Consider the following 20,873-nt stretch of genomic DNA (forward strand, 5'->3'; position numbering starts at 1 on the left):
ACAAACAGAATTCCTTTTATTACATCGGATCATTGTCGATACGCATGACTGTTTCATCGAATGAAGGATCTTTGTCCAATAATTGAAATGTATTCATTTTGAAAAAACTCGTGTTCCGATACAGTCGGATCACGAGTTTTTTTGTAAGAAGTTCTCTTTTAGTTGATAGCTAAAACTTATAAGTTCCTCAATATTGTTTTGTGGCTATCTTAATCACTGTAGAGTAAAGGACTCTAGCTCCTGCACCCATATCTTCTACAGTCACGAATTCATCTGGGTGATGACTAAGACCATCTTTACAACGAACGAAAATCATTGCAACATTCGTTACATCCGCCATAGCCATTGCATCGTGACCAGCACCGCTTACAAGACTGATAGGACTGCCATCCAATTCGCTAATGGACTCCTCGATTACTTTAATCAATTGTTCATCACAGTATACAGGATCGGCTTCCATGACCTGTTCAAAATAAATTTGGAGTCCTCTAGCTTTTGCTACTCTTTCACTTTCAGTTAATATGGCATCAATGGCTTTTTTCTTACGATCCACATCTAAATCACGGATATCCAGCGTTCCTGTTACAAGGCCAGGTATTACATTACTAGCACCCGGACTTACAGTAAGTTTTCCGATGGTCGCCACTAATGGTTCATTTTGGATAGCGATGTTCTCAATGTAGGAAATGAGATCACTAGCTCCTAAAAGCGCATCTTGTCTAAGGGCAACAGGAACTGTACCTGCATGTCCAGGTTTCCCGATAATTTCAAAATAAAATCTTGTAGCACCAGCAATCCCGCGAACTATGCCGACAGGTTCATTCTCCTTCTCAAGCACAGGCCCCTGTTCGATATGAAGTTCCAAATAAGCGAGAAGTTCTTCTGGAGTACGACTAGCGTCTTTATAAGCATATGGGTCAGCAATGCCAATTCCTTTTAACGCTTCAGCAATTGTTATTCCTTGTTCATCTGCCCTTTCTAAATCTTCAGCAGTAAAGGTTCCTGCAATCGCTTTACTACCAAGGAAAGTTGAGTGAAACCTTACTCCTTCCTCATCACAAAAACCTACCACTTCGATTGGATTGTATAATAAAATGCCATTATCCTTAAGAGTTTGAACAACTTCTATTCCAGTTATAACTCCTAGAATCCCATCATATTTACCTGCTTCAATCACGCTATCTAAATGTGAACCAATCATTAAAACTGGAGCTGTAGGATCTTTCCCTTCATAACGTCCGATTATATTATTAAGAGCATCTTTTCTTACCGTCATCCCAGCTGCTTTCATCCACTTTTCAACTAGACTTTCTGCTTTTAAACTTTCCGCTGTGAAAGGTAGTCTAGTGACACCAACAGATGTGGATGAACAAGCAGCAAGTTCTTCGGTTCTAGTGTTGATTCTTATAGCATCAACATCCTTCTGAAGTTTAACCAATCGATCACTTCCCTGCCAATTTAATCTCCAAGTAAAATTTTTGTTATTTAAATCCAGTTACTTAATATGCAAAGTCATATTAACACTTTATTTAGTCTTTGCTCAATAGGAATTCTGCATGATAAGCTAATTAAAAGTTAGATTAAACGGTGACAAGCAAAAGCACTTGTCACCGTTTAATACATATCGTACATATATATAGGCTAACTAACTAAACGCCCTTTTTTTGAATGTAATAATGACCACGCATCAACTAGAGTACGTTTTGACTGTGCAATTACAATATCAGATGATTCTGTACCGACAGGTTTCACTTCAAAAGCGACTATATTCTTTATACCTTCACCAATGTAACCAATTTCTAATAGAGACCGTAAATACTCAGCTAATTCAGGAACATCAACTTCACTTCCTGGATATCCGAAACGCGGATGCTGATCGCCGTAAGCAGGATCAGAAGTATCTTTAATATAGCAATTTCCGATATGGGCATGGTTAATATAATCACGAGCTACCGTTAATGCATCATGAGACGTTTCACGTTGCATCGGTAAATGACTTAAATCAAGCATTAAACCGAAAGTGGGATCTACTTTACGAACTTCTTTTGCAACTTCAACAGCAAGTTTATTCGAACCGATTAAACATTTCTTATCAGTCTCATCATCAAATGTTTCAAGTGAGAGTACTAAATCACCTTTAGATTTTGCATAATCGCATAATTCTTTGATAGAATTCGTTAGTAATTGTAATGCGACATCTTGTTGATTATCTGGTTTAGCCCCACTTAAGAAACCAAGTTTAGCAGCATTTACTTCGTAAGCCTGGTCAATTCCGCCTTTTACTAAATCGATAGCCCTTCTACGCTCTGCTTCATCAAAAGAATTAAGGTTTCCTTTGTTTCTTAATAGAATCGGTTGTGCACCAAACCCTACATTCATTCCACCGGATTGTAAAATTTGAGCAGCCTCTTTACGTTCTTCAGGATTGTTAATAGATGTAATTTCAATTCCAGAGAAAAAATCATCTTGTACAATTTTCTTAATTGTTTCAACAGCTGGGCCCTCTCCACCCATTGTTTCCGGATAAGCCATGAAGTGAACAATTCCGACTTTCATAGAATTATGAAGATTTGCTGACATTGTTTCGCCGATTTTTCGGCTTCCCTCCTTTAATGAACCCATTATTTAAGTACAGTCAATCCTGCTTTTCATTACTAATATGTTTTTTGAAGCAATAGGTCATATCCCATTGCTTCAAAAAAACCACTTCCATCAAGAGTGATGACTATTTGGAATAATCAATCTTTTCTGAGTATTTAAATCCGTTAAGTGCACCGTTGTTAGAGAATTCGCATGCGTTCTTAGGATCTGGATCAACTATAACTTCGATTAAATATGGTTTACCTGAGTCAACTGCACGTTGCAGAGCTGGTTTGATGTCATCATAATGTGTAACTAGCTCACCACGAACACCCATGCCTTCAGCCGTTTTAACAAAGTCGATTCCTCGCTCTTCATTATCACATAATTCATTTTTGTAAATTAAGTCCGTAGATATTTGGCGTTCATTATAGAACCAGTTTTGTTGTTGGCGAATTAATCCCATTAATGAGTTATTCATACAGAAAATAATGACCGGAATATCATGCTTTGCAGCTGTAGCAATATCTTGCAATGACATTCCTAAGCTTCCATCACCAAGGATGTTTACACTTTGTCTTTCAGGAAATGCAAGTTTCGCTGCCATTGCTGCACCAAGGCCCCAACCCATTGTCCCCGCACCGCCAGTTAATAAGTATGTTCTTGGTACATACGTTTCAAATAATTGACTAGACCAGATTTGACTGATACCGCAGTCATGTGATACGAAGGCATCGCGATCCAAGAATTCACGAAGTTCTCGCAATGCACGCTCTTGTCTGATTGGAAGTGTTGTGTAATCCGTTTTACGTGCCCATTTCTTACGCTCTTCAGTTAAGTTAACTCTAGTGCCTACTTCGGCAGTTGCAGCTACATGAGCACCAAGTGCTTTATGGGCTTCTGCAAGTTTAATCATGAATGTTTTAACATCAGAAACGATACCTAAAACCGTTGGTACAACTTTACCAATTTCCTTATTATCAAGATTTACGTGGATGATTTTCTTACCGTTTTGTGTGAATACCGAAACATTACCAGTTGAGCGATCAGCGAAACGTCCGGCAAGGTTGATTACTAAATCGGCTTCAACAATTGTTTTGTTACCGAATGGAGTATCAAGCATCGTTCCCATACGTCCAGCGAATAAAGGGTGATCGTTAGGGAATGTATCCATCCCCATGCCAGAAGTTACTACAGGGATTTGCAGTTCTTCAGCTAACGCTTTTAATTCAATGGTAGCGTTCGCAATGTTGACCCCTCCACCAGAAAGTAGGACCGGTCTTTTAGCATCTTTTAATAATTCTAATGTTTTCTCTATATCAGCGTCGGAAGCTTGTGGTAAGTTATCGACTGGAGTAGAACCGATAAGCACATCCAAGTCTACTTCTATTTCAACTTTTTGTTGATCAACCGGTAAATCAAGAAGCACTGGACCTTTTCTGCCAGTAGTAGCTGTTACCCATGCTTCATGGATAAATTCAGCAGCTTTCGAACCGTCAGTTAAACGGTATGCAGCTTTCGTTACAGGCTTTGCCATTTCAACGATAGGCGCTTCTTGGAATTGCATGGTTCCAATTAAACTATTTTTTTGTTGACCGGTAATGGCTATCATTGGAATGGAATCCATCCATGCACCGTAAAGGCCAGTTAAGAAGTTAGTTCCACCAGGACCTGATGTGGCAGCACATACACCTACTTCACCAGTTGCTCTTGAATAACCATCAGCCATGAAAGCACCCGTTTGCTCGTGACGAACAATATATGATTCGATTTTAGTTAATTCTTTTATTGCATCATAGAATGGTAAAATTGCAGCTCCCGGTACACCATAAACATGCTTCACCCCTCTTTTTTCTAAATACAAGGCAATTAACTCAGCAGCTGTCATTTTTTGTTTAGCCATCTATATCTCTCCCTTTTGATCCTTTTTTATATTTTCAAAGATTTGAGCAATCGAATCTTTATCCCCAACGTTGCCTGGAAATACGATATAAGGTGTATCTTTAAACTTAGCTTCACTTCCGGTTAACCATACTGGAACACCGGCGATCGCTTGCCCTAAAATTTTTGCATATTTAATATCTAAGCCGTCAGTTGCCACATCACTCGAAGTTATACCACCTTTTGCAATGATGAATTTCGGCTTTACTTTCAGTGAGCGAATAACTTTAACTAAAGAACTTGAAACAGTTTGACTAATCTTCAAGTTTTCTTCCTTATCTTTCGCACTAATTAAATCCCTACTCGTATATACAAGCGTATCGCGATTAGAAGAAATATTTTTATCTACTAATTGACATACTCGGGTTAGCTCTTCAATTCTCGTTTCTTCATTCAGAACTTTCACAACATTCATTTCGATTTGTTCAATCGGGTATTTATTCATTAGTTCCTTAATTTGTTCCGTAGTTTTATTCGTGTGAGAACCTACTATAATAAAGCCACCATTGTTTTGGCTTTCATCATTTGAAACAATCTCATTAGCTGATAAATATGGACGATCCTGAATGCCCGCAATCGATTTTACAATAGATGCCGCAGTTCTAAACAAGAATTGTTTGCCAGAATCAATTGCTTTAAGGACAGCTAATGATACGATGTCCAAGTCATAGTAAGATTTAGCATTTACTATAATAGGAGTATTATTGTTAGCAGATAGTAAAATCTCATAAACTCTATCAATGCCGCCATTATGAATATCTTCCAGTGAAATGATCAATGCTGACTCTGAAGCTACGTTTCCATTTGTCTTTTCTTCAATCCATTTTGGCAAATTAGCGGTTTTGAAACCGAAAACGGAATCATTCGCAAATTCTGTTTCATTTACTGGGACAAGCTGGCCTTCCATACCTAAATAATGAATATTGTCTATGGTGTAACGATGTGCTTCAAAAAAAGCCGGAATGATTAAATGACCTGAAATTTGTACATCAGCAGTTTTTAATAATTCATCTTGGAGCACATTAATTTCAAGTGGATAATGCCCTCTTAATGTTGAGTCACTTCTACTGATAATTGAATAATTGATTCCCATTTCCTTAGTAACGTCAACAATGTTTTGGACAATCTCCCTATTGATGATTTCCGTCTTTTCTGCATTATGACTTCTTGTGTTTGTTAAAATATAAAGTACACTTCTCTCATCAGATAATCCTTTTTTAATCCAGTCTTTTCCCCAGTCTGTGATGACAAAAATATCATGTACCGTCTGGACACCGGTTGGATCATCATCTAAAACGATAAATTTATGTTTTGTTTGGTTTAAATGAGCTTTGATTTCAGCACGAAGGCTGTCATCCGATTTAGAGAAGAGGTCTAAAGTATCCTTTAAACTTAGATATTGGGTTGCGTTTGACAAAAAACCTCCCCCTTTCATTATCTAAAAATGTGATTAGCTAGTTACTCTATGCCCTAATAATTCATTTGCAGTAGAAATAATACGGTGTGCTCTTAATTCAAATAAATCAAGTAATTCATCCATTTTTCCAGAAACCCCAAAACGGTCATTTGTACCGATTCTTCTTAATATAGCTGGTTGGCTTTCCGATAATACTTCAGCAACAGCACTACCTAATCCACCTATAATTGAATGCTCTTCAACTGTGATGACATGTTTTGTTTTCGCAGCCGATGCAATAATGGCTTCTTTATCAATAGGTTTAATTGTATGGATGTGTAAAAGTTCGGCGCTTACACCTTGCTTTTCCAATTCACCTGCTGCTTTTAGTGATTCATCAAGCATTATCCCAGTACTGATGATTGTAATATCAGATCCTTCACGGTATTTAATTGCTTTACCTATTTTGAATGGTTCTTCTTTTTTGGTAACGATCGGTACTGGTAATTTGCCAACACGGAGGTAAATTGGTCCTTCATGGTAATAAGCAGCTTCTACTGCTTTTTCCATTTCAACCGCATCAGCTGGAACAATTACAGTCATACGTGGGAGTGATCGCATTAAAGAAATATCTTCAAGCGGTAAATGTGTTGCACCCTCTTGAGCAGCTGATGTACCAGCGTTATGACCGACAATCTTCACATTGTTATTTGAATAACATACTGAAATTCTCATTTGATCAAATGCGCGCCCAGTAAGGAAGTTTGCATAAGCATTGGCAAATGGTACTTTACCCGCCACTGCCATGCCGGCCGCGGTACCCACTAAATCACATTCGGAAATACCGATATTGAAAAAACGTTCTGGAAATCTATTTTTATATAGATTTGTCATATTCGATTTTGCGCAGTCCGCGTCAAGTACCACTAAATTGTCATGTTTTTCTCCAAGTCTAATTAGTGCATCAGCAAAACCTTTACGTGGTGCTTCTTGATTTGCCATCTTAAGCCAACTCCTTTAAAGCGATTTCTAATTGCTCATCATTCGGAGCCATTCCATGCCAATCATGTGTATCTTCCATAAATGAAACTCCCTTGCCTTTAACCGTATGAGCAAGAATTGCAGTAGGTTTGCCTTTAGTCCGTTTAGCTTCTTTATACGCTTCATTAACTGCATGAATATCATGACCATCAATTTCAACAACGTGCCAACCGAAAGCTCTAAATTTATCACCAAGATTTTTTAAACCTTTTACATTTTCAACAAAATCATCAAGTTGAATTTTGTTCCAGTCGATAATCGCACAAACGTTATCAAGATTGTAATGTGCAGTTGTCATTGCCGCTTCCCAAACTTGGCCTTCTTGTAATTCTCCATCACCTATCATGCAATATGATCTTCTATTGCTGCCATCAAGCTTTGCAATTAATCCAACACCATTAGCTACCGATAATCCTTGACCAAGTGATCCTGAAGATATGTCTACACCTGGAATATGCTCTCCACATGGATGTCCATGTAACCTGCCGTCAACATCCCTGAATGTCATTAACTCTTCAACCGGGAAGAAACCTTTTTCAGCTAATACTGAATAAAATACAGGTGTACAATGCCCCTTGGATAAGAAGAAACAATCTCGGTCTTGCCAATCTGGGTTGTCAGGATCAACATTCATGTGTTCAAAAAATAGGACGGACATTAATTCAGTTGCCGATAAAGAACCACCGGGATGACCACTTCCAGCATGGTTCGTCATTTTAACTATGTGCCGGCGAATCGTTTTCGTTAGATTATTATAAAATTCGCCTTTCTCTTTAGAAAAATCCACTATTTACTCCCCCTTTTAGTCGCATAATAAGCAACGTCGTTTCACTAAATGGTTAAAAAAATAAAATTAAGTAAATTGTTGCTTATTAACTAACCTTGTTTCTTATTTTGATATTATCACCGTTTTTTGAATATTTCAAGTATTTTACCATTAAATTTTTTATAAAAATTTTCGGAGGACAAAACACCAAAGTCCCTACTCGAAGATAAACTTGATTCAATAAATTTCCACAAAAAAAGAATTGGCATTATACCAATTCTTTTTCACATTATTTAATTATCCGTGTAACCAAGCCTTTTGGAAATCTTTTTACCAATATCCATTATAATTGGTTTAATTTCAGTTAATCTTTCTTCAGTCATTCGGATGCTTGGTCCTGATATACTAACAGCAGCTGTAATTTTCTTACGATTATCAAAAATTGGCGCTGCAATACAGGTGATTCCTTGTTCATTTTCTTCAATTTCCCTGCCAATACCTTCGTTCCTTATTTTTCCCAATTCTTTAAAAAAGAGTTCTTTATCGGTAATCGTTTGTTCAGTATGTTTTGGTAAACCATGCTTGTCAATTATATCTACGATTTCATTTAATGGCAGATGGGCCAAGATTACCTTCCCAACTGCCGTACAATGCATTGGGGCCCGTCTCCCTACTTGTGAATGTGTTCTAAGGGTTTCACTTCCCTCAAGTTTTTCAATATAGATTACCTCTCCTTGATCATATACGGTCAAGTGGATCACTTCATTAATATGTGATTCTAACTCTTCCAGAAATGGTTTAGCTTGAGTTCTCAAGTCAATAGATTCAAGCAGCATCGAACTTAATTCTAAATATTTATAGCCCAATCTATATTTTTTAGTTTCAGGATTTTGTTCGATGAATCCATGATCTACAAGAGTACTTAATAATCTGAATATAGAGCTTTTATTTAAATCTAGGTTGGAGGCCAGCTCAGTAACCCCAATCCCATCTTTACGCTTGCTCACTAATGAAATAATTGTTAACGCCCTATCTACTGACTTAACCATTTATATTAACCTCCGATTAAATCCTATAATACTGATCCTGTTTCTTTATCTTACCACAAGAGCAATCCACAGACATAATACCAGTCAAAAAATAAACCAAAAAAGAAGGTATGACGCCATTAAGGGCAACTTAAGTGCCCTTTTGGGTCAACCTTCTTTACATAACTTTATGCTTTTACGAGACTACTTTTTGCCGAAATGAACTTCCCAATCGGATGACTTACAATCCCTTTCTCAAAATCAAATACTAGTTGTCCTCTTACAAACGTTTTCGTCACTCGACAGTTAATCCTTCTTCCAATATAAGGGCTTTGTTGATGACGGTAATACAAATCTTCTGGCTGAATGGTGTATGATTTATTTGGATCAAGAAGAATGATATCAGCGTCATAGGAAACTTTAATGCTTCCTTTATTTCTTAAGTTAAATATTTCTGCAGGTTTTGTCGCAATCATCTTTGAAAAATCACTTACAGAAACCCCACGTTTCTTAACAGCCTCGTCAAACATTAAATCAACATTATTTTGGCAGCCACTAATCCCTCCCCACACATCAAACATATTATTGGTGTTGCTCTGCTTCATTTCCGGAGGACATGGGGAATGGTCTGATGCCAGGATATCAATTTTCCCTTCCTTAAGAGCTTCCCATAATTTATCTTGTTCTGTTTTAGTACGAAGCGGTGGGGCGCATTTCGCAACAGGTCCTATCCTTTCAAAGGTTTCCATATCCAACGTGAAATAGTGAGGACACGATTCTATCGTAACCTCTTGGCCTAGTTTACGTGCTTTAAGGATTTCTTCAACAGCCTCTTCACTGCTAATATGAACAAAATGTAATTTGCATCCAGTCTCTTTACCCAATAACAAAGCACGTTTTACAGCATCAACCTCAGTAAAAATGGGGCGGGACTCTACATAATCTCTTGCTGTTGTCTTCCCTTGTTTTTTCTTTTCAATTGCCAGTTTATCAGTAAGCTCTGCATTCTCAGCATGTATAGATAGAATATGCCCCAATTCGGATAGTTTTTTCATACCTTGATATAGAGTAAAATCATCAACATTTTTAAAATCTCCAATTTCCTCACTGCCACATGTTGCCATAAAACATTTAAAGGCCACAACACCTTCGTTAGAAAGGTCCTCTAAATCTTGGAGATTATCCGGAACTAATCCACCATACAAAGCATAGTCAACATACGCCTTATTTTCAGCAGATCTTAATTTTAAATGCAGTGAACTCTTTGTAGTCGTTGCCGGCAAAGCGTTTAATGGCATATCTACAAATGATGTTGTCCCTCCTGCAGCCAGTGCTTGAGTTCCTGTTACAAACCCTTCCCACTCCGTTCTGCCTGGCTCGCAAATATGGACATGGGCATCTATCATCCCAGGCATGACATATTGATGAGCAGCATCTATGATTTCAGCAGATTCTCCGGCAATTTCTTTTGAAATTTCTGCAATCTTGCCATTAAGTATACCGATATCTAGTTGTTCCACTGTATTTTCAATTACTACATTTCCGTTCTTTATAACTAAATCAAATTTCATTCTCCCAACCCCTTTTTTTGCAATTTTCAGTATATTTTTATTATACAATTGCCTTGTTTATTTCATCCTCAGATTGCATCCATCCATTATAAATGGACAGAGAGAATAGCCCCCGGAAACATAGAAATACAGGTCTACTTTTCAAAAATAGTACCCTTTTTGAATTTTGAATCTTTAAATGCAAATTTCATCAAAAGCAAATATGCACTACCTCCCACTACAACTCCGATAATCCATGCCAGCTCCACTTTCAAACAGGCTCCACCGGCGCCGATTAGCAATGCAAGCACCGCTGCTGGATTATACCCGGCAAATGGACCGTCTTCCTTATACAAATCTGCAACATTCACCTTTTGCTTTCTTAATATATAATATTCGACTAATAATATAGAAACAATCGGTCCTAAAAATGCGGAATATATAAGAATGAAGATTCCAAGACCCTTTGCCGAAGAATCCTGCACAAGAACCCAAGGGAATGAACAAAATGCAAGCAGTCCGGTTATGGTAACTGCAGGTTTATATTTCATTTTTGTAAGCAATGTAATAACATAGGTTGGCGGAATAATATTGGCAACCATGTTTACTGCCACCGCACCCAAAACAATAAATGCGGATACAAAGAGGGTAATATAAGAGTTATCCACCACGACCGCAAACGCCTTCACAGGATTGTTGATGCCGGTTGCGGAAGCAAGCATTCCACCGATTGTAAGTGTCAAGCCGTATGCCATTAAAATAGGAAGAAAGTACAAAAACCCGCGTTTTTTGTCGCTAATACCGGATTTTAGCTCTCTTGAATAGTCCGCTGCACTTAAAAAGATAGCCGCATAATTCCCCATGAACATCATGATCAATGCAAAGAAAGGTAAGCCCCATGATCCTTCTGCATGAACCCATTTCTCTGCAATAACATCGCTATAGGAGGTTAGTAGAACGCCAAATACATAGAGAAGCGCAAGTACAATAACAATAGAAGCTAGCGTTTCCACCCATTTAATGGCATGGAATCCATACAGTGAAAGCCCAATTTGCACAAACTGCAGCACGACAAAGCAAATGGCAACATTATCAAAGGCGCCGCCCGTCATAATCTTCGCAATTTCATTTAAGGCAGTACCGCCAATCCAACTTTGAAAACCGTACCAAACAATGGCGGGAATACCGCGCATCAGTGATGATATAACGGAACCCTTCAGCCCAAAGGACATTCTAAGCTGTACAACATATGGGATTCCCGTTCTGTATCCGAGCCTATCATTTAAAGCAAAAACAGTTGAAATGATACCAATTGCCATGATAGCTGCGGCAAATGTCTGAAAGATATTTAACGTAGCGATTCCCGCTACAATCATACTGGCTCCAAGCGTCATATTACCTAAATTAACACCGTCACCCACCCACATGAAAATATAGTCTACCGGACTTACCGTCCTACCTTCCTCGGTTTTCGGATTAAGTGATTCATCCACACCCGTATCATGTTGGATCTGCGTTTCTTGTGAAACGTAACTTTCTAAATTTGTAGACATGATACATCCAACCCCTTTTTTATTGTTTGCCGCATTTTAATGCATTGGTTAACAAGTCAGGTCTTAGATGTTTGCCAAGGCTATGATATGATATGATACACTTCCTTCTAAGTGGTCTTTTCCGTTCATCATTCACAGGAATTAAAATGCGAATTTGTTTTGTTAAAAGTACTATTTCCCATAGATCATCAGATACCTTGTCGCGCATTAAGCAACGTCGTTTCATTGGAGTTGCAAAAAAAACACATGACAACACTTTAAATTTGAAAATGCCTTCAAAGGACTGTATCACCTCCTTAAAAACCCTAGTGGTGAGCGCTTTCAATGACTGTATACCAAATTACAATTAAAGAAATATATCTAACAAGGAAGAAGAGATCTGTAATTCCTCATTAAAATGAAGATTCGACTCAATTTCACTAAGATGAATGAGAGATAAGCGTTCTGCAAGATTACCATCCCTTTGCTTAATGGCATTTAAAATTTGCAAATGATCGTGAGAACCACATGTTTCCATTTTACCTCTTCCATATATTGCTATAATCACATAAGTTAGGGAAATTAAGTCTTCATTGATAAAAATACGCATTCCCTGCGATTTCAGCTATTTTCAAATGAAAATCCCCTGATATTTTTAAAGATTCATGAAAATCCAGACTACCATGAATATGTCGTTCTTCTTCTACCAGAGCCTCTAGTTCTTTTAATTGTTCCTTGTTATAGAGTCTGCATGCTCTTCGCACTGCTTCCCCTTCTAAGATTCTCCTCATCTCAAATACTTCTTTTGCTTCTTCAATTGTTGAACAGGAGACAAAGGTACCTTTATGCTCTTTAATTTTCACTAATTTTTCATATTCCAATCTGCGCAGAACATTTCGAACAGGGGTACGGCTTACGCCAAACGATTCAGCAAGATCCTTTTCTATGAGTTGCATATTTGGCCGAAGCTTTTGCTGGATAATAGCTTGCTTGATTTTTTTATAGATATCTATTTCTAAACTATTCAACACTTTATACCTCCCCTCAATGAAGAATTCAAAATTGAATGCAGTATTGTATACAATACCGGGTAAAAAAATTTGAACTGGATGATTAGACTAAATTTTATATGACTGATCATTTAAATTAAGTTGTTTAAAATGCTTCGTTCTGTCTGTTCTCAAAGAACATTGCCAAATCTCAAAAGATCTAGCCACCCTTTTTGTACCTCAATAAGCAACATCGTTTCAATCATAGAGTGAAATATAACAATTTACTCTATATTTTACATTTTTATACTATCACCGCTAATTTAGTTTTTCAGTAAAAAAATATAAAATTCAGAATATTATTTTTTCCTTATTTAACATAAAGTAAATACTATTGTAGCGGGATGCACTTTTTCAACTTAAGCCTATTCCTTTAAGGTAATAACAACTTTTGCACCTTACCACCCCATTTTTACTAACCATATAGGAGAAGAGGCTGACCTTTTGTAAGGCAGCCTAGTATCATTCTACTTCTTAGGATTAATGAAAAACAATATGCGTTCTCTAAATCATGAGTATATTGTTTACTTATATCACTTTTTAACTTTTATATATGACTTAATGGCTTTTATAGCTGCTTCATAGTTCGGATGTTCCGTAATTTCCGGAACGTATTCAACATACCGTACGACATCATTTTCATCTACAACGAATACTGCACGGCATTCCAAACGATGTTCCTTTATATATGTGCCATAAGCTGTCCCAAATGACATCTTAAAATGATCTGAAAGGGTTTGGACTTGTTCTATTCCTGCTGCTCCACACCATCTTTTTTGTGCAAATGGAAGATCTACACTAATTGTTAACACTTCTACTTCACTTCCTAGATTGCTAGCTAATTGGTTAAATTGCCGTGTTTGTGCGTCACATACTCCTGTATCAAGAGAGGGAACACATGAGATAAGGCGGACTTTCCCTTTTGAATCTTCAAGTGTAACTTTTGAGAGATCGTTTGCTAACACTTCAAAATTTGGAGCTTTATCCCCAACACGAATTTCACTCCCAATCAATGTAACTGGATTGCCAGCAAATGTAACTATACTTGATCTTTCTATAGACATATTATTTTTCCTCCTATTATCTTAGCAATTCTTCTAAAAAAGGTTATCTTCAACGATAAGTAGTCTAGCCATAAATTATGTGGTTAAAGGGTTTATCCCTGTGTCTAAAATATGGGGTACTGTTCAAAGGTAGTATCATATTACTTCTTAAACATAGTAAGAAGCACTATCACTACTTATTAAAAAGTTTTCAATTTTTTCTTTTACTACGTTCTGAACTGCGTTTTGGACTAAAGTCAATGTTTCAGTCGGTAGTTCCGACCACTCTTTTTCTGTAACATGATTTTCTCGATTAAGCGTTTTTATCATCATATGTTCTAAATCTGTTGCAATATTCACTTTACTAATTCCACCATTAGGAATTTGAATTGCCTTCTTTATCATCTCTGAAGGAGTGCCTGAACCACCATGTAACACTAAAGGTACAGATGTTAATGCACGAATTTCCATTAAACGTTCAATATCAATTTTTGGATCTTTAACGAGATAAACCCCATGTGAAGTTCCGACAGAAACCGCCAATGCATCAATACAGGTCTCTTCAACAAACTGTTTTGCTTCTTCAGGCTCTGTAAATAGCTCTTCATCAACGTCGGTTTCAATAAAGTCGGTTGTCCCTATCTTGCCTAATTCAGCTTCTACAGTTACGCCTTTTGAATGCGCATACTCAACAACCTTTTTTGTTATCTCAATATTTTTCTTAAATGGTTGCTCTGATGCATCAATCATAACGGATGTAAAACCAACTTCGATGGCTTCTGCAATTACATTGAAATCCTTCGTATGATCTAAATGTAACACAGCAGGGATCGTAATATTCTCCTCTTTGATCACACGATAAAACTCTCGGCTAAATTCCGCTAAATTAATTCCATATCGTTCCTGCTCCCTCTCAGAAGTTTGAACAATAACCGCAGATTTCTTTTCTTGGGCCGCTCTAAGTATAGGAGCCACCATCTTTGTAGCTCTAGGTGTAAACGAACCGACAGCAAATTGATTTTGCGTAGCTACTGCAAGTACTTTTGTTAATGAACTAACATTGTTTGGTTTTAAATTTACTTTCATTCATTCAAACTCCCTTTAAGATGATTTAACTTATTTCGTTCATTCACGCCCTTTCTGTTACCTAATAAGCAACTGTGTTCCCTTTTGATTTTAAAATCTTTTCTGAAAATTGCAACACATATTCCCCTCTTTCCTACTCACTAGATGAAAAGAGCCTCCGCAATTTTTTTACGAGGATTCGCCACTGACAGCCGCTTATCAACAAGGGTTTTGTAAATATAATGCTATTACCCTGTAAGAAAACATTCTCAACAAAGATAAAGAATCCATTTACTTACTGATAAATTGGCAATTCAGATCAGGCTTCCACAACTGTTTCTGAATTTATTGAATTTTCTTTTTCGGTATTATTGCCAATCGTAAGGGCAATAATTGCTGCAACAATTATGGCTACAATCATTAATATGAAAGTTGAATTGTAAGAACCACCGCTGCTTTCAATCATATAACCCATAAGTAACGGGGAGATAAAACCTGCAATTGATCCGAAACAGTTAACAGTGGATGAACCTGCAGCCATTATTTTTGCAGGAAGCGTGTCGACAACCAGACCCCAGAATGCTCCTTGAGCTAGGAACATGAAGAAGGCTGCAACACATTGATACGTAATGACCACTGCAGTGGAAGAAGCTTGAAGCATTAAAAATAATGCCAACCCGCTAATTACAGCATTAGGGATGAACACCCATTTCCTCTTTCCTTTTACTTTATCTGACAAGTACCCACCAAGAACGATGGAAACTGTACCTACTAAATACGGTAAGGCACTGAAAATGCCAGTATCCATTAAAGAAAGCCCTCTAACATTTATCAGATAAGATGGAAGCCAAGAAGTGAAGCCCCAGAAAGTAATATCAAAGAAGAACCAAATGAACGCCATCTGCCATAAAATCGGTTTTTTAAATAGTTCCTTAAAGGAAACTCCTGATTTTTTTTCTTCATTCGATTTTTCAGTATCAATGTCTTCATCCAATTCTGCAAGCTCTTCCTTCGTCATTTTAGGATGATCTTTCGGATTGTCTTTGAATTTAAACCAGATATACAGACCGAGTATAATGCCCGGAATACCCATTACCATAAAAACCGTACGCCATCCGAATGCCCCAATAATTGCTGCTGCAGCAATAGCAGCAATAGCCGGTCCCAACGTATTAACGGTTGATTGAATTCCAGTAGCTGTTCCTCGTTGCTTACTAGGAAAATAATTAACTATTCCTTTATAAGCAGCACCTGGTAAACATGCCTCACCTAGACCGAAAACGAATCGGATAAGTAACATAAGTGGATAAGAAAAAATAAAACCAGTCAATGATGTGAAAATTGACCACCAAACAATCGCAATGCTCATCACGCGACGAAAGCCAAATTTATCTGATAACATCCCGCCCGGTATTTGGAACAGTGCATACCCTGCAAAGAAAATACTTAACAGTAACCCTTGAGCTGTTGCCGTTAAATTAAGATCTTCACCAATATAAGGCAATGCAATAGTGATAACCATTCGATCCAGGAAGGAAAACAGCCAACATAACCATAATACGAATAAGACAGTATAACGAACTTTCCATTTAGATTTCTTTTTCATCTGCAGTTGTTTGTTCATTAAACAAAAACCTCCTCATGTAAAGTTGTGCCTTTTCTAATCTAGTTACGATGTTATGATCTAAAACACGGGACATTACCAACTGACAACGTTTATACAAGCGCTTACATTTCTTTCATACCAAAAAATAAATCATTGGCCTATTTACATCGCCTTGGTGTTATTAGCTAATTTTCTTTAATATTATTTCCCGTCAAACTTTCTATAGGTTGATTTCAAAGAAGCGCTTTCAAATCATTTTTCTCCCCCCCTTATAAATAGATTTGAAGAATATTAAAACTGAAGATGTTTAATCGACACTCTCGGTTTCTTAATAAGCAACATTGTTTCTTCCTATAACCAAAAAATCTTTTATAAAAAGAATGATTAGTTATGTCGAACAATCATTGTGCTGATTTTGGTTATAAGGTAATAGGCAAGAAAGCGTCGTCAAGGCTTTATTTCCTGGATAGATTCTTTAGTCCCTTCACCATCGGTTTTGTTGCTTATTAAGAAACATAGTTTCACCATTAAAGCAATATCATCTTATTTATAATATTCTTACCTGAAATGAATTCTAACATGTGCACGAACCCATTTCAAGAAAATTCTGAATTTTTTTCCACCCCCTCTTTTACTAATAATGTAATAGTGATTGATATTTTATTGTTTTGGTTTTATAAGAGCAGATGCAGTTTATAAAACACCAGCAATTACAAGCTGCATTTAACAAAGAAACCATAATGGCTTTACCTTATACATGTCCTCGAACAAAAGAAGGGTTCGTTCGCACACATGACCATGAATACGAGAAAAATTTGATTGTTACCTTTGCCTTCTGGCGAGCTTATAAAGTGCTCAACAAAGAGGGCCATCGCGAGTATAAATCGCCAAAACACATCTGTGCAACATGCCGAGATATCCTATTAATTAAAAATAAGCACTTAAAACACATGACAAAACCCCACCTGTTTCCATAGCAACTGGTGGGGTTTCTAACTGGCTTCTACATCTACATCAACCGGGAGGTCCATCTTTGCAAACACGTCCTTTCGTTTAAACGGCTAATTTGCTGTATTCGTCCAACTGATCTTTAGTTAAATTTTTGATGAAATGGTCAATGTTTATCGACTCGATTTCATACCTTTCACAAATCTTTAAATAACTTTCATAAGCTTTATCATAAATGTTCATCATCTAGATTCCTCCTTCTGTTATATAACAATAAATTTAACTTATTAATAATATATAACAACCTTAATTTCCCGTCAATGTATTTTTCTGAAAATTCGGTAAAAATTTCATTCCCTTAGTATTTCCCATATTGTTCTTAGCTAACCGTCTTATAATGAAAAAGCCGCCTTAGCGACAGCTGAATGCCTGTTACATTAACGACCAATGAATAACGGAAAAAACCAACTCTCCATATAGGAAAATTGGTTTTTATCATTTCAACGATAGATTATCCAAGCAATGCAGTCAGTCATTATTTGTAGCTGCTGCAAGCACACCAGTGTATTTAGTTCTACCACTAATAAGCTCCGCCTAAAATTCAGCTTGTCCAAGGGAGACTCCACAGGCACCGTGCCTAGAAGGCTCCTGGACCGCCGCGGAAAGCGAGTGCCTAGAAGTGGAAAATATTGATTTAGGCAAACTCGATCATTATCAGGTTTGTATACAGTCTGAGCAGGTACTGCCTGCTATTCCTTACATATTAACTAAAAAGAGCTTTGTTTGTTCCCTTTTTTGAAGGGGATGGGGTCGGGAGTATTTCTTTCTGTAATATAGGCCCGTATGTATCGACACGACGGTCTCTAAAGAATTGCAGAATTTTTCTAGTCTCTTCTATCTCTTTTAAATCAATTTCTTGGACAATAATTCCTTCTTCCTCATCAAGTGAAGCTAAAATATTCCCGAATGTATCGCTAATGAATGAACCTCCGTAAAAATTCATGTCCTTTTCCTGGCCCACTCGATTTGTCGCAGCAACAAATACACCATTAGAAATGCCATGCGCGGAAATTGCCTTTTCCCAGGATGATCTTGTCGAAATCTCGGGATGGTCTGGCTCTGAACCAATAGCGGAAGGATAGAATAATATTTCTGCACCTTGTAAGCTCAAAATTCGGGCAACTTCTGGATACCACTCATCCCAGCAAATCCCAACTCCTATTTTTCCATAAGCTGTTTCATAGACAGGATATCCAGTATTGCCTGGAACGAAATAATATTTTTCATGATACTGGGGACCATCCGGAATATGATTTTTTCTGGTAATCCCTAAACATTCCCCATCAGCATCAAATACAACTGCACTATTAAAATAAATACCAGCACCTGCTCTTTCGTAAAAAGGGACAATCAAGACAATGGCCAATTCCTTTGCTAATTCACCCATTTCGGCCAATGTACCGCTATTTACATTTTCAGCTAAATCATAATTTTTCACACTAACCGTTTGCGGAAAATATTGTGAAGAAAATAATTCCTGTAAGCAGACGATTTGTGCACCTTTCTTTACTGTTTCTTTTATTTTCTCTATCGTTTTTTGGATATTTTGCTCAATGAATTCTCCGCAATGAATTTGAATAAGACCAACTTTTACTTTTGACATTTTCTCACTTCCTACCTTTTAATGTTTTTTTATCTTATACCTTTTGGACGACCTGGTTTTCATATACAATCTTTCCATCCATAATCGTCATCTTCACTTCTGTTTCAAGAATTTCCTCTGTTGATATGCTAAATAAATTTTTATTTAATACTGCGATATCCGCTATCTTCCCTGCTTCCAATGTGCCTAATTCCTTTTCTCGGAAAGACCCGAATGCCGGTGTAGCCGTGTAATATTTTAAGGCTTGTGCTAATGTTATTCCTTCCGACTCTTGCCACGCCTTCCCGGTTAAATCTTTTCTGGTGATTGCCTGATATATGCCCATCATGGGATTTAGGGGCACTACAGGAAAATCTGTACCAAAGGCAATTTTTGCACCAGTATCCACGAGTGTTTTGATAGGATAATAGAGTGGTTGTTGTTTTTCACTGATTCTGGCCGTATATGCCTCACTTTCCATTAATTCAATATGTTTAGGTTGAAATGAGGCGATTACATTTAATTCCTTAAAGCGATGAACATCGTCTGGATGCAATACCTCCACATGTTCAATGACATGTCTGGCATCTCTTTCCCCATTTACGTTTCTCGCTTCTTCAAATGCATCCAGTGCTAAGCGGACAGCACCGTTACCAATAGCATGGAAACGAATTTGAAATTTTTCCTTATCTGCCTTTTTTACTAATTGTTTAATTGTTTCAGCTGGATAAGTGGTCCCGCCTTTTGTTTCAGGACGGTCTTTGTAATGATCCAATAAAAAAGCAGTATGACTAGTCACGACACCATCTATAAATTGTTTTAATCCAGAAAAGGTAAGCTTGTCTGACTGATAATTTTTTTGTAATTCCTTGGCGGAAGCTACATCCATTTTTAACTCCGGCGAAAAGTGAATTCTGGTTGTAAGTAACCCTTCTCTCTCAAATTCCTTGAAAATTTCAAGGTCGTCTAATGGATTCGGAGCAATTTTAGCTCCGTATAAATCATTTACGGATGTGATTCCCAACCTTTTTGTTTCATTAAGAAAATCTTGGAATAGGTTTATACGTTTTTCTTTCGGTAATTTGTATGCATGTTCTGATGCATACCCAATTGCCTGTTCAAATAGAAGGCCTGTCAGTTCCCCATTTTCGTCTTTTCCAATTTCCCCATATTCCGGATTTGGGGTATCCTTCGTTAATTGGATTATTTCCATCGCTTTACTATTGATCCATGCGTAATGCACTTCTGCATTGAATAATAAAACGGGACGATCACAAATATATTTATCCAGTGTTGTTCTATGTGGCAGCACTTTATTCTTCCAATTGGTATGGTCCCATCCAACACCGAAAATCCACTCATCATTTGGTCTCGTTTCTGCAAATTCGGCTACTATTTTGGCTGCATCTTCTTCTGAAGCTGCATCAAATAATTTGGCACTATCCTTCTGTAAAATGCTTCCCATCATAATGTGCATATGAAAATCATGAAATCCCGGAATGATCAGCCCCTCTTCGAAGTCATACACCTTTGTTTGATCTCCAAGGAATGACATTATATCTTCTTTAGAACCGATTTTAATCATTTTATTATCTTTAATAGCGATAGCTGCCTGTATAGGCTCATCTTGTAATCCAGTAAAAACATGTTGACCAGAAAGAATGATGTCTGCATTTACCATTATTA

At 37.3% G+C, this 20,873-nt stretch carries 17 protein-coding genes; all 17 read right to left on the minus strand.

Annotation, left to right across the window (positions count from 1 at the left end; all coding sequences use genetic code 11):
• Window positions 1–187: 187 nt before the first annotated feature.
• On the minus strand, window positions 188–1,438 hold the full coding sequence (locus tag J7I90_RS07195) for an allantoate amidohydrolase (protein ID WP_214769822.1): 1,251 nt from the start codon (window positions 1,436–1,438) through the stop codon (window positions 188–190).
• A gap of 203 nt (window positions 1,439–1,641) precedes the next feature.
• Window positions 1,642–2,622, minus strand: coding sequence for a sugar phosphate isomerase/epimerase family protein (locus J7I90_RS07200; RefSeq protein WP_251025123.1), 981 nt, complete (start codon window positions 2,620–2,622; stop codon window positions 1,642–1,644).
• Window positions 2,623–2,725: 103 nt separating this feature from the next.
• Entirely contained in the window at window positions 2,726–4,483 is a 1,758-nt protein-coding gene (locus tag J7I90_RS07205) for a thiamine pyrophosphate-binding protein (protein ID WP_214769825.1), read from the minus strand.
• Window positions 4,484–5,938 carry a four-carbon acid sugar kinase family protein gene (locus J7I90_RS07210; protein WP_214769827.1) on the minus strand — a complete coding sequence of 485 codons (1,455 nt, stop codon included), beginning with the start codon at window positions 5,936–5,938 and terminating at the stop codon, window positions 4,484–4,486.
• Between the two features lie 33 nt (window positions 5,939–5,971).
• Entirely contained in the window at window positions 5,972–6,919 is a 948-nt protein-coding gene (locus J7I90_RS07215) for a transketolase family protein (RefSeq protein ID WP_214769829.1), read from the minus strand.
• A gap of 1 nt (window position 6,920) precedes the next feature.
• On the minus strand, window positions 6,921–7,745 hold the full coding sequence (locus J7I90_RS07220) for a transketolase (RefSeq protein WP_311315248.1): 825 nt from the start codon (window positions 7,743–7,745) through the stop codon (window positions 6,921–6,923).
• Between the two features lie 272 nt (window positions 7,746–8,017).
• Window positions 8,018–8,773 carry an IclR family transcriptional regulator gene (locus J7I90_RS07225; protein ID WP_214769831.1) on the minus strand — a complete coding sequence of 252 codons (756 nt, stop codon included), beginning with the start codon at window positions 8,771–8,773 and terminating at the stop codon, window positions 8,018–8,020.
• A gap of 167 nt (window positions 8,774–8,940) precedes the next feature.
• Window positions 8,941–10,323: an allantoinase AllB gene (gene allB, locus J7I90_RS07230; protein WP_214769833.1), complete on the minus strand. Its 1,383-nt coding sequence runs from the start codon at window positions 10,321–10,323 to the stop codon at window positions 8,941–8,943.
• A 134-nt stretch (window positions 10,324–10,457) separates the two neighbouring features.
• Entirely contained in the window at window positions 10,458–11,855 is a 1,398-nt protein-coding gene (locus J7I90_RS07235) for an NCS1 family transporter (RefSeq protein ID WP_214769836.1), read from the minus strand.
• 346 nt (window positions 11,856–12,201) lie between these two features.
• Complete coding sequence (locus J7I90_RS27265) at window positions 12,202–12,444, minus strand: hypothetical protein (RefSeq protein ID WP_251025124.1); 243 nt, start codon at window positions 12,442–12,444, stop codon at window positions 12,202–12,204.
• The gene (locus tag J7I90_RS27270; protein WP_251025125.1) at window positions 12,425–12,862 is read right to left on the minus strand and encodes a GntR family transcriptional regulator; all 438 of its coding nucleotides are present in this window, start codon (window positions 12,860–12,862) and stop codon (window positions 12,425–12,427) included. The genes J7I90_RS27265 and J7I90_RS27270 overlap by 20 nt, the downstream gene beginning before the upstream one ends.
• Window positions 12,863–13,416: 554 nt before the next feature.
• On the minus strand, window positions 13,417–13,947 hold the full coding sequence (gene tpx / locus J7I90_RS07245; protein WP_214769839.1) for a thiol peroxidase: 531 nt from the start codon (window positions 13,945–13,947) through the stop codon (window positions 13,417–13,419).
• 147 nt (window positions 13,948–14,094) lie between these two features.
• On the minus strand, window positions 14,095–15,012 hold the full coding sequence (locus J7I90_RS07250; protein WP_214769843.1) for a class II fructose-bisphosphate aldolase: 918 nt from the start codon (window positions 15,010–15,012) through the stop codon (window positions 14,095–14,097).
• A 298-nt stretch (window positions 15,013–15,310) separates the two neighbouring features.
• Entirely contained in the window at window positions 15,311–16,615 is a 1,305-nt protein-coding gene (locus J7I90_RS07255; RefSeq protein ID WP_214769846.1) for an MFS transporter, read from the minus strand.
• A 1,035-nt stretch (window positions 16,616–17,650) separates the two neighbouring features.
• A complete protein-coding gene (locus J7I90_RS07260; protein ID WP_153246179.1) occupies window positions 17,651–17,791 on the minus strand; it encodes a hypothetical protein in 141 nt (46 codons plus the stop codon).
• A 517-nt stretch (window positions 17,792–18,308) separates the two neighbouring features.
• Window positions 18,309–19,208: a carbon-nitrogen hydrolase gene (locus J7I90_RS07265; protein ID WP_214769849.1), complete on the minus strand. Its 900-nt coding sequence runs from the start codon at window positions 19,206–19,208 to the stop codon at window positions 18,309–18,311.
• 34 nt (window positions 19,209–19,242) lie between these two features.
• Window positions 19,243–20,868, minus strand: a complete 1,626-nt coding sequence (locus J7I90_RS07270) for an amidohydrolase (protein ID WP_214769852.1) — start codon at window positions 20,866–20,868, stop codon at window positions 19,243–19,245.
• Between the last annotated feature and the right edge of the window lie 5 nt (window positions 20,869–20,873).

This window comes from Bacillus sp. ISL-57, from assembly GCF_018613135.1.
In the GTDB taxonomy this organism is placed as follows: Bacteria; Bacillota; Bacilli; order Bacillales; family DSM-1321; genus Peribacillus; species Peribacillus frigoritolerans.

Excerpts from the sequence above, each read along its gene's own strand:
- J7I90_RS07200 (WP_251025123.1), bottom strand. The coding sequence starts at position 2,622 with ATGGGTTCATTAAAGGAGGGAAGCCGAAAAATCGGCGAAACAATGTCA.
- J7I90_RS07205 (WP_214769825.1), bottom strand. The coding sequence starts at position 4,483 with ATGGCTAAACAAAAAATGACAGCTGCTGAGTTAATTGCCTTGTATTTA.
- J7I90_RS07215 (WP_214769829.1), bottom strand. The coding sequence starts at position 6,919 with ATGGCAAATCAAGAAGCACCACGTAAAGGTTTTGCTGATGCACTAATT.
- J7I90_RS07225 (WP_214769831.1), bottom strand. The coding sequence starts at position 8,773 with ATGGTTAAGTCAGTAGATAGGGCGTTAACAATTATTTCATTAGTGAGC.
- allB (WP_214769833.1), bottom strand. The coding sequence starts at position 10,323 with ATGAAATTTGATTTAGTTATAAAGAACGGAAATGTAGTAATTGAAAAT.
- J7I90_RS07235 (WP_214769836.1), bottom strand. The coding sequence starts at position 11,855 with ATGTCTACAAATTTAGAAAGTTACGTTTCACAAGAAACGCAGATCCAA.
- J7I90_RS27265 (WP_251025124.1), bottom strand. The coding sequence starts at position 12,444 with ATGCGTATTTTTATCAATGAAGACTTAATTTCCCTAACTTATGTGATT.
- tpx (WP_214769839.1), bottom strand. The coding sequence starts at position 13,947 with ATGTCTATAGAAAGATCAAGTATAGTTACATTTGCTGGCAATCCAGTT.
- J7I90_RS07250 (WP_214769843.1), bottom strand. The coding sequence starts at position 15,012 with ATGAAAGTAAATTTAAAACCAAACAATGTTAGTTCATTAACAAAAGTA.
- J7I90_RS07255 (WP_214769846.1), bottom strand. The coding sequence starts at position 16,615 with ATGAACAAACAACTGCAGATGAAAAAGAAATCTAAATGGAAAGTTCGT.
- J7I90_RS07260 (WP_153246179.1), bottom strand. The coding sequence starts at position 17,791 with ATGATGAACATTTATGATAAAGCTTATGAAAGTTATTTAAAGATTTGT.
- J7I90_RS07265 (WP_214769849.1), bottom strand. The coding sequence starts at position 19,208 with ATGTCAAAAGTAAAAGTTGGTCTTATTCAAATTCATTGCGGAGAATTC.
- J7I90_RS07270 (WP_214769852.1), bottom strand. The coding sequence starts at position 20,868 with ATGGTAAATGCAGACATCATTCTTTCTGGTCAACATGTTTTTACTGGA.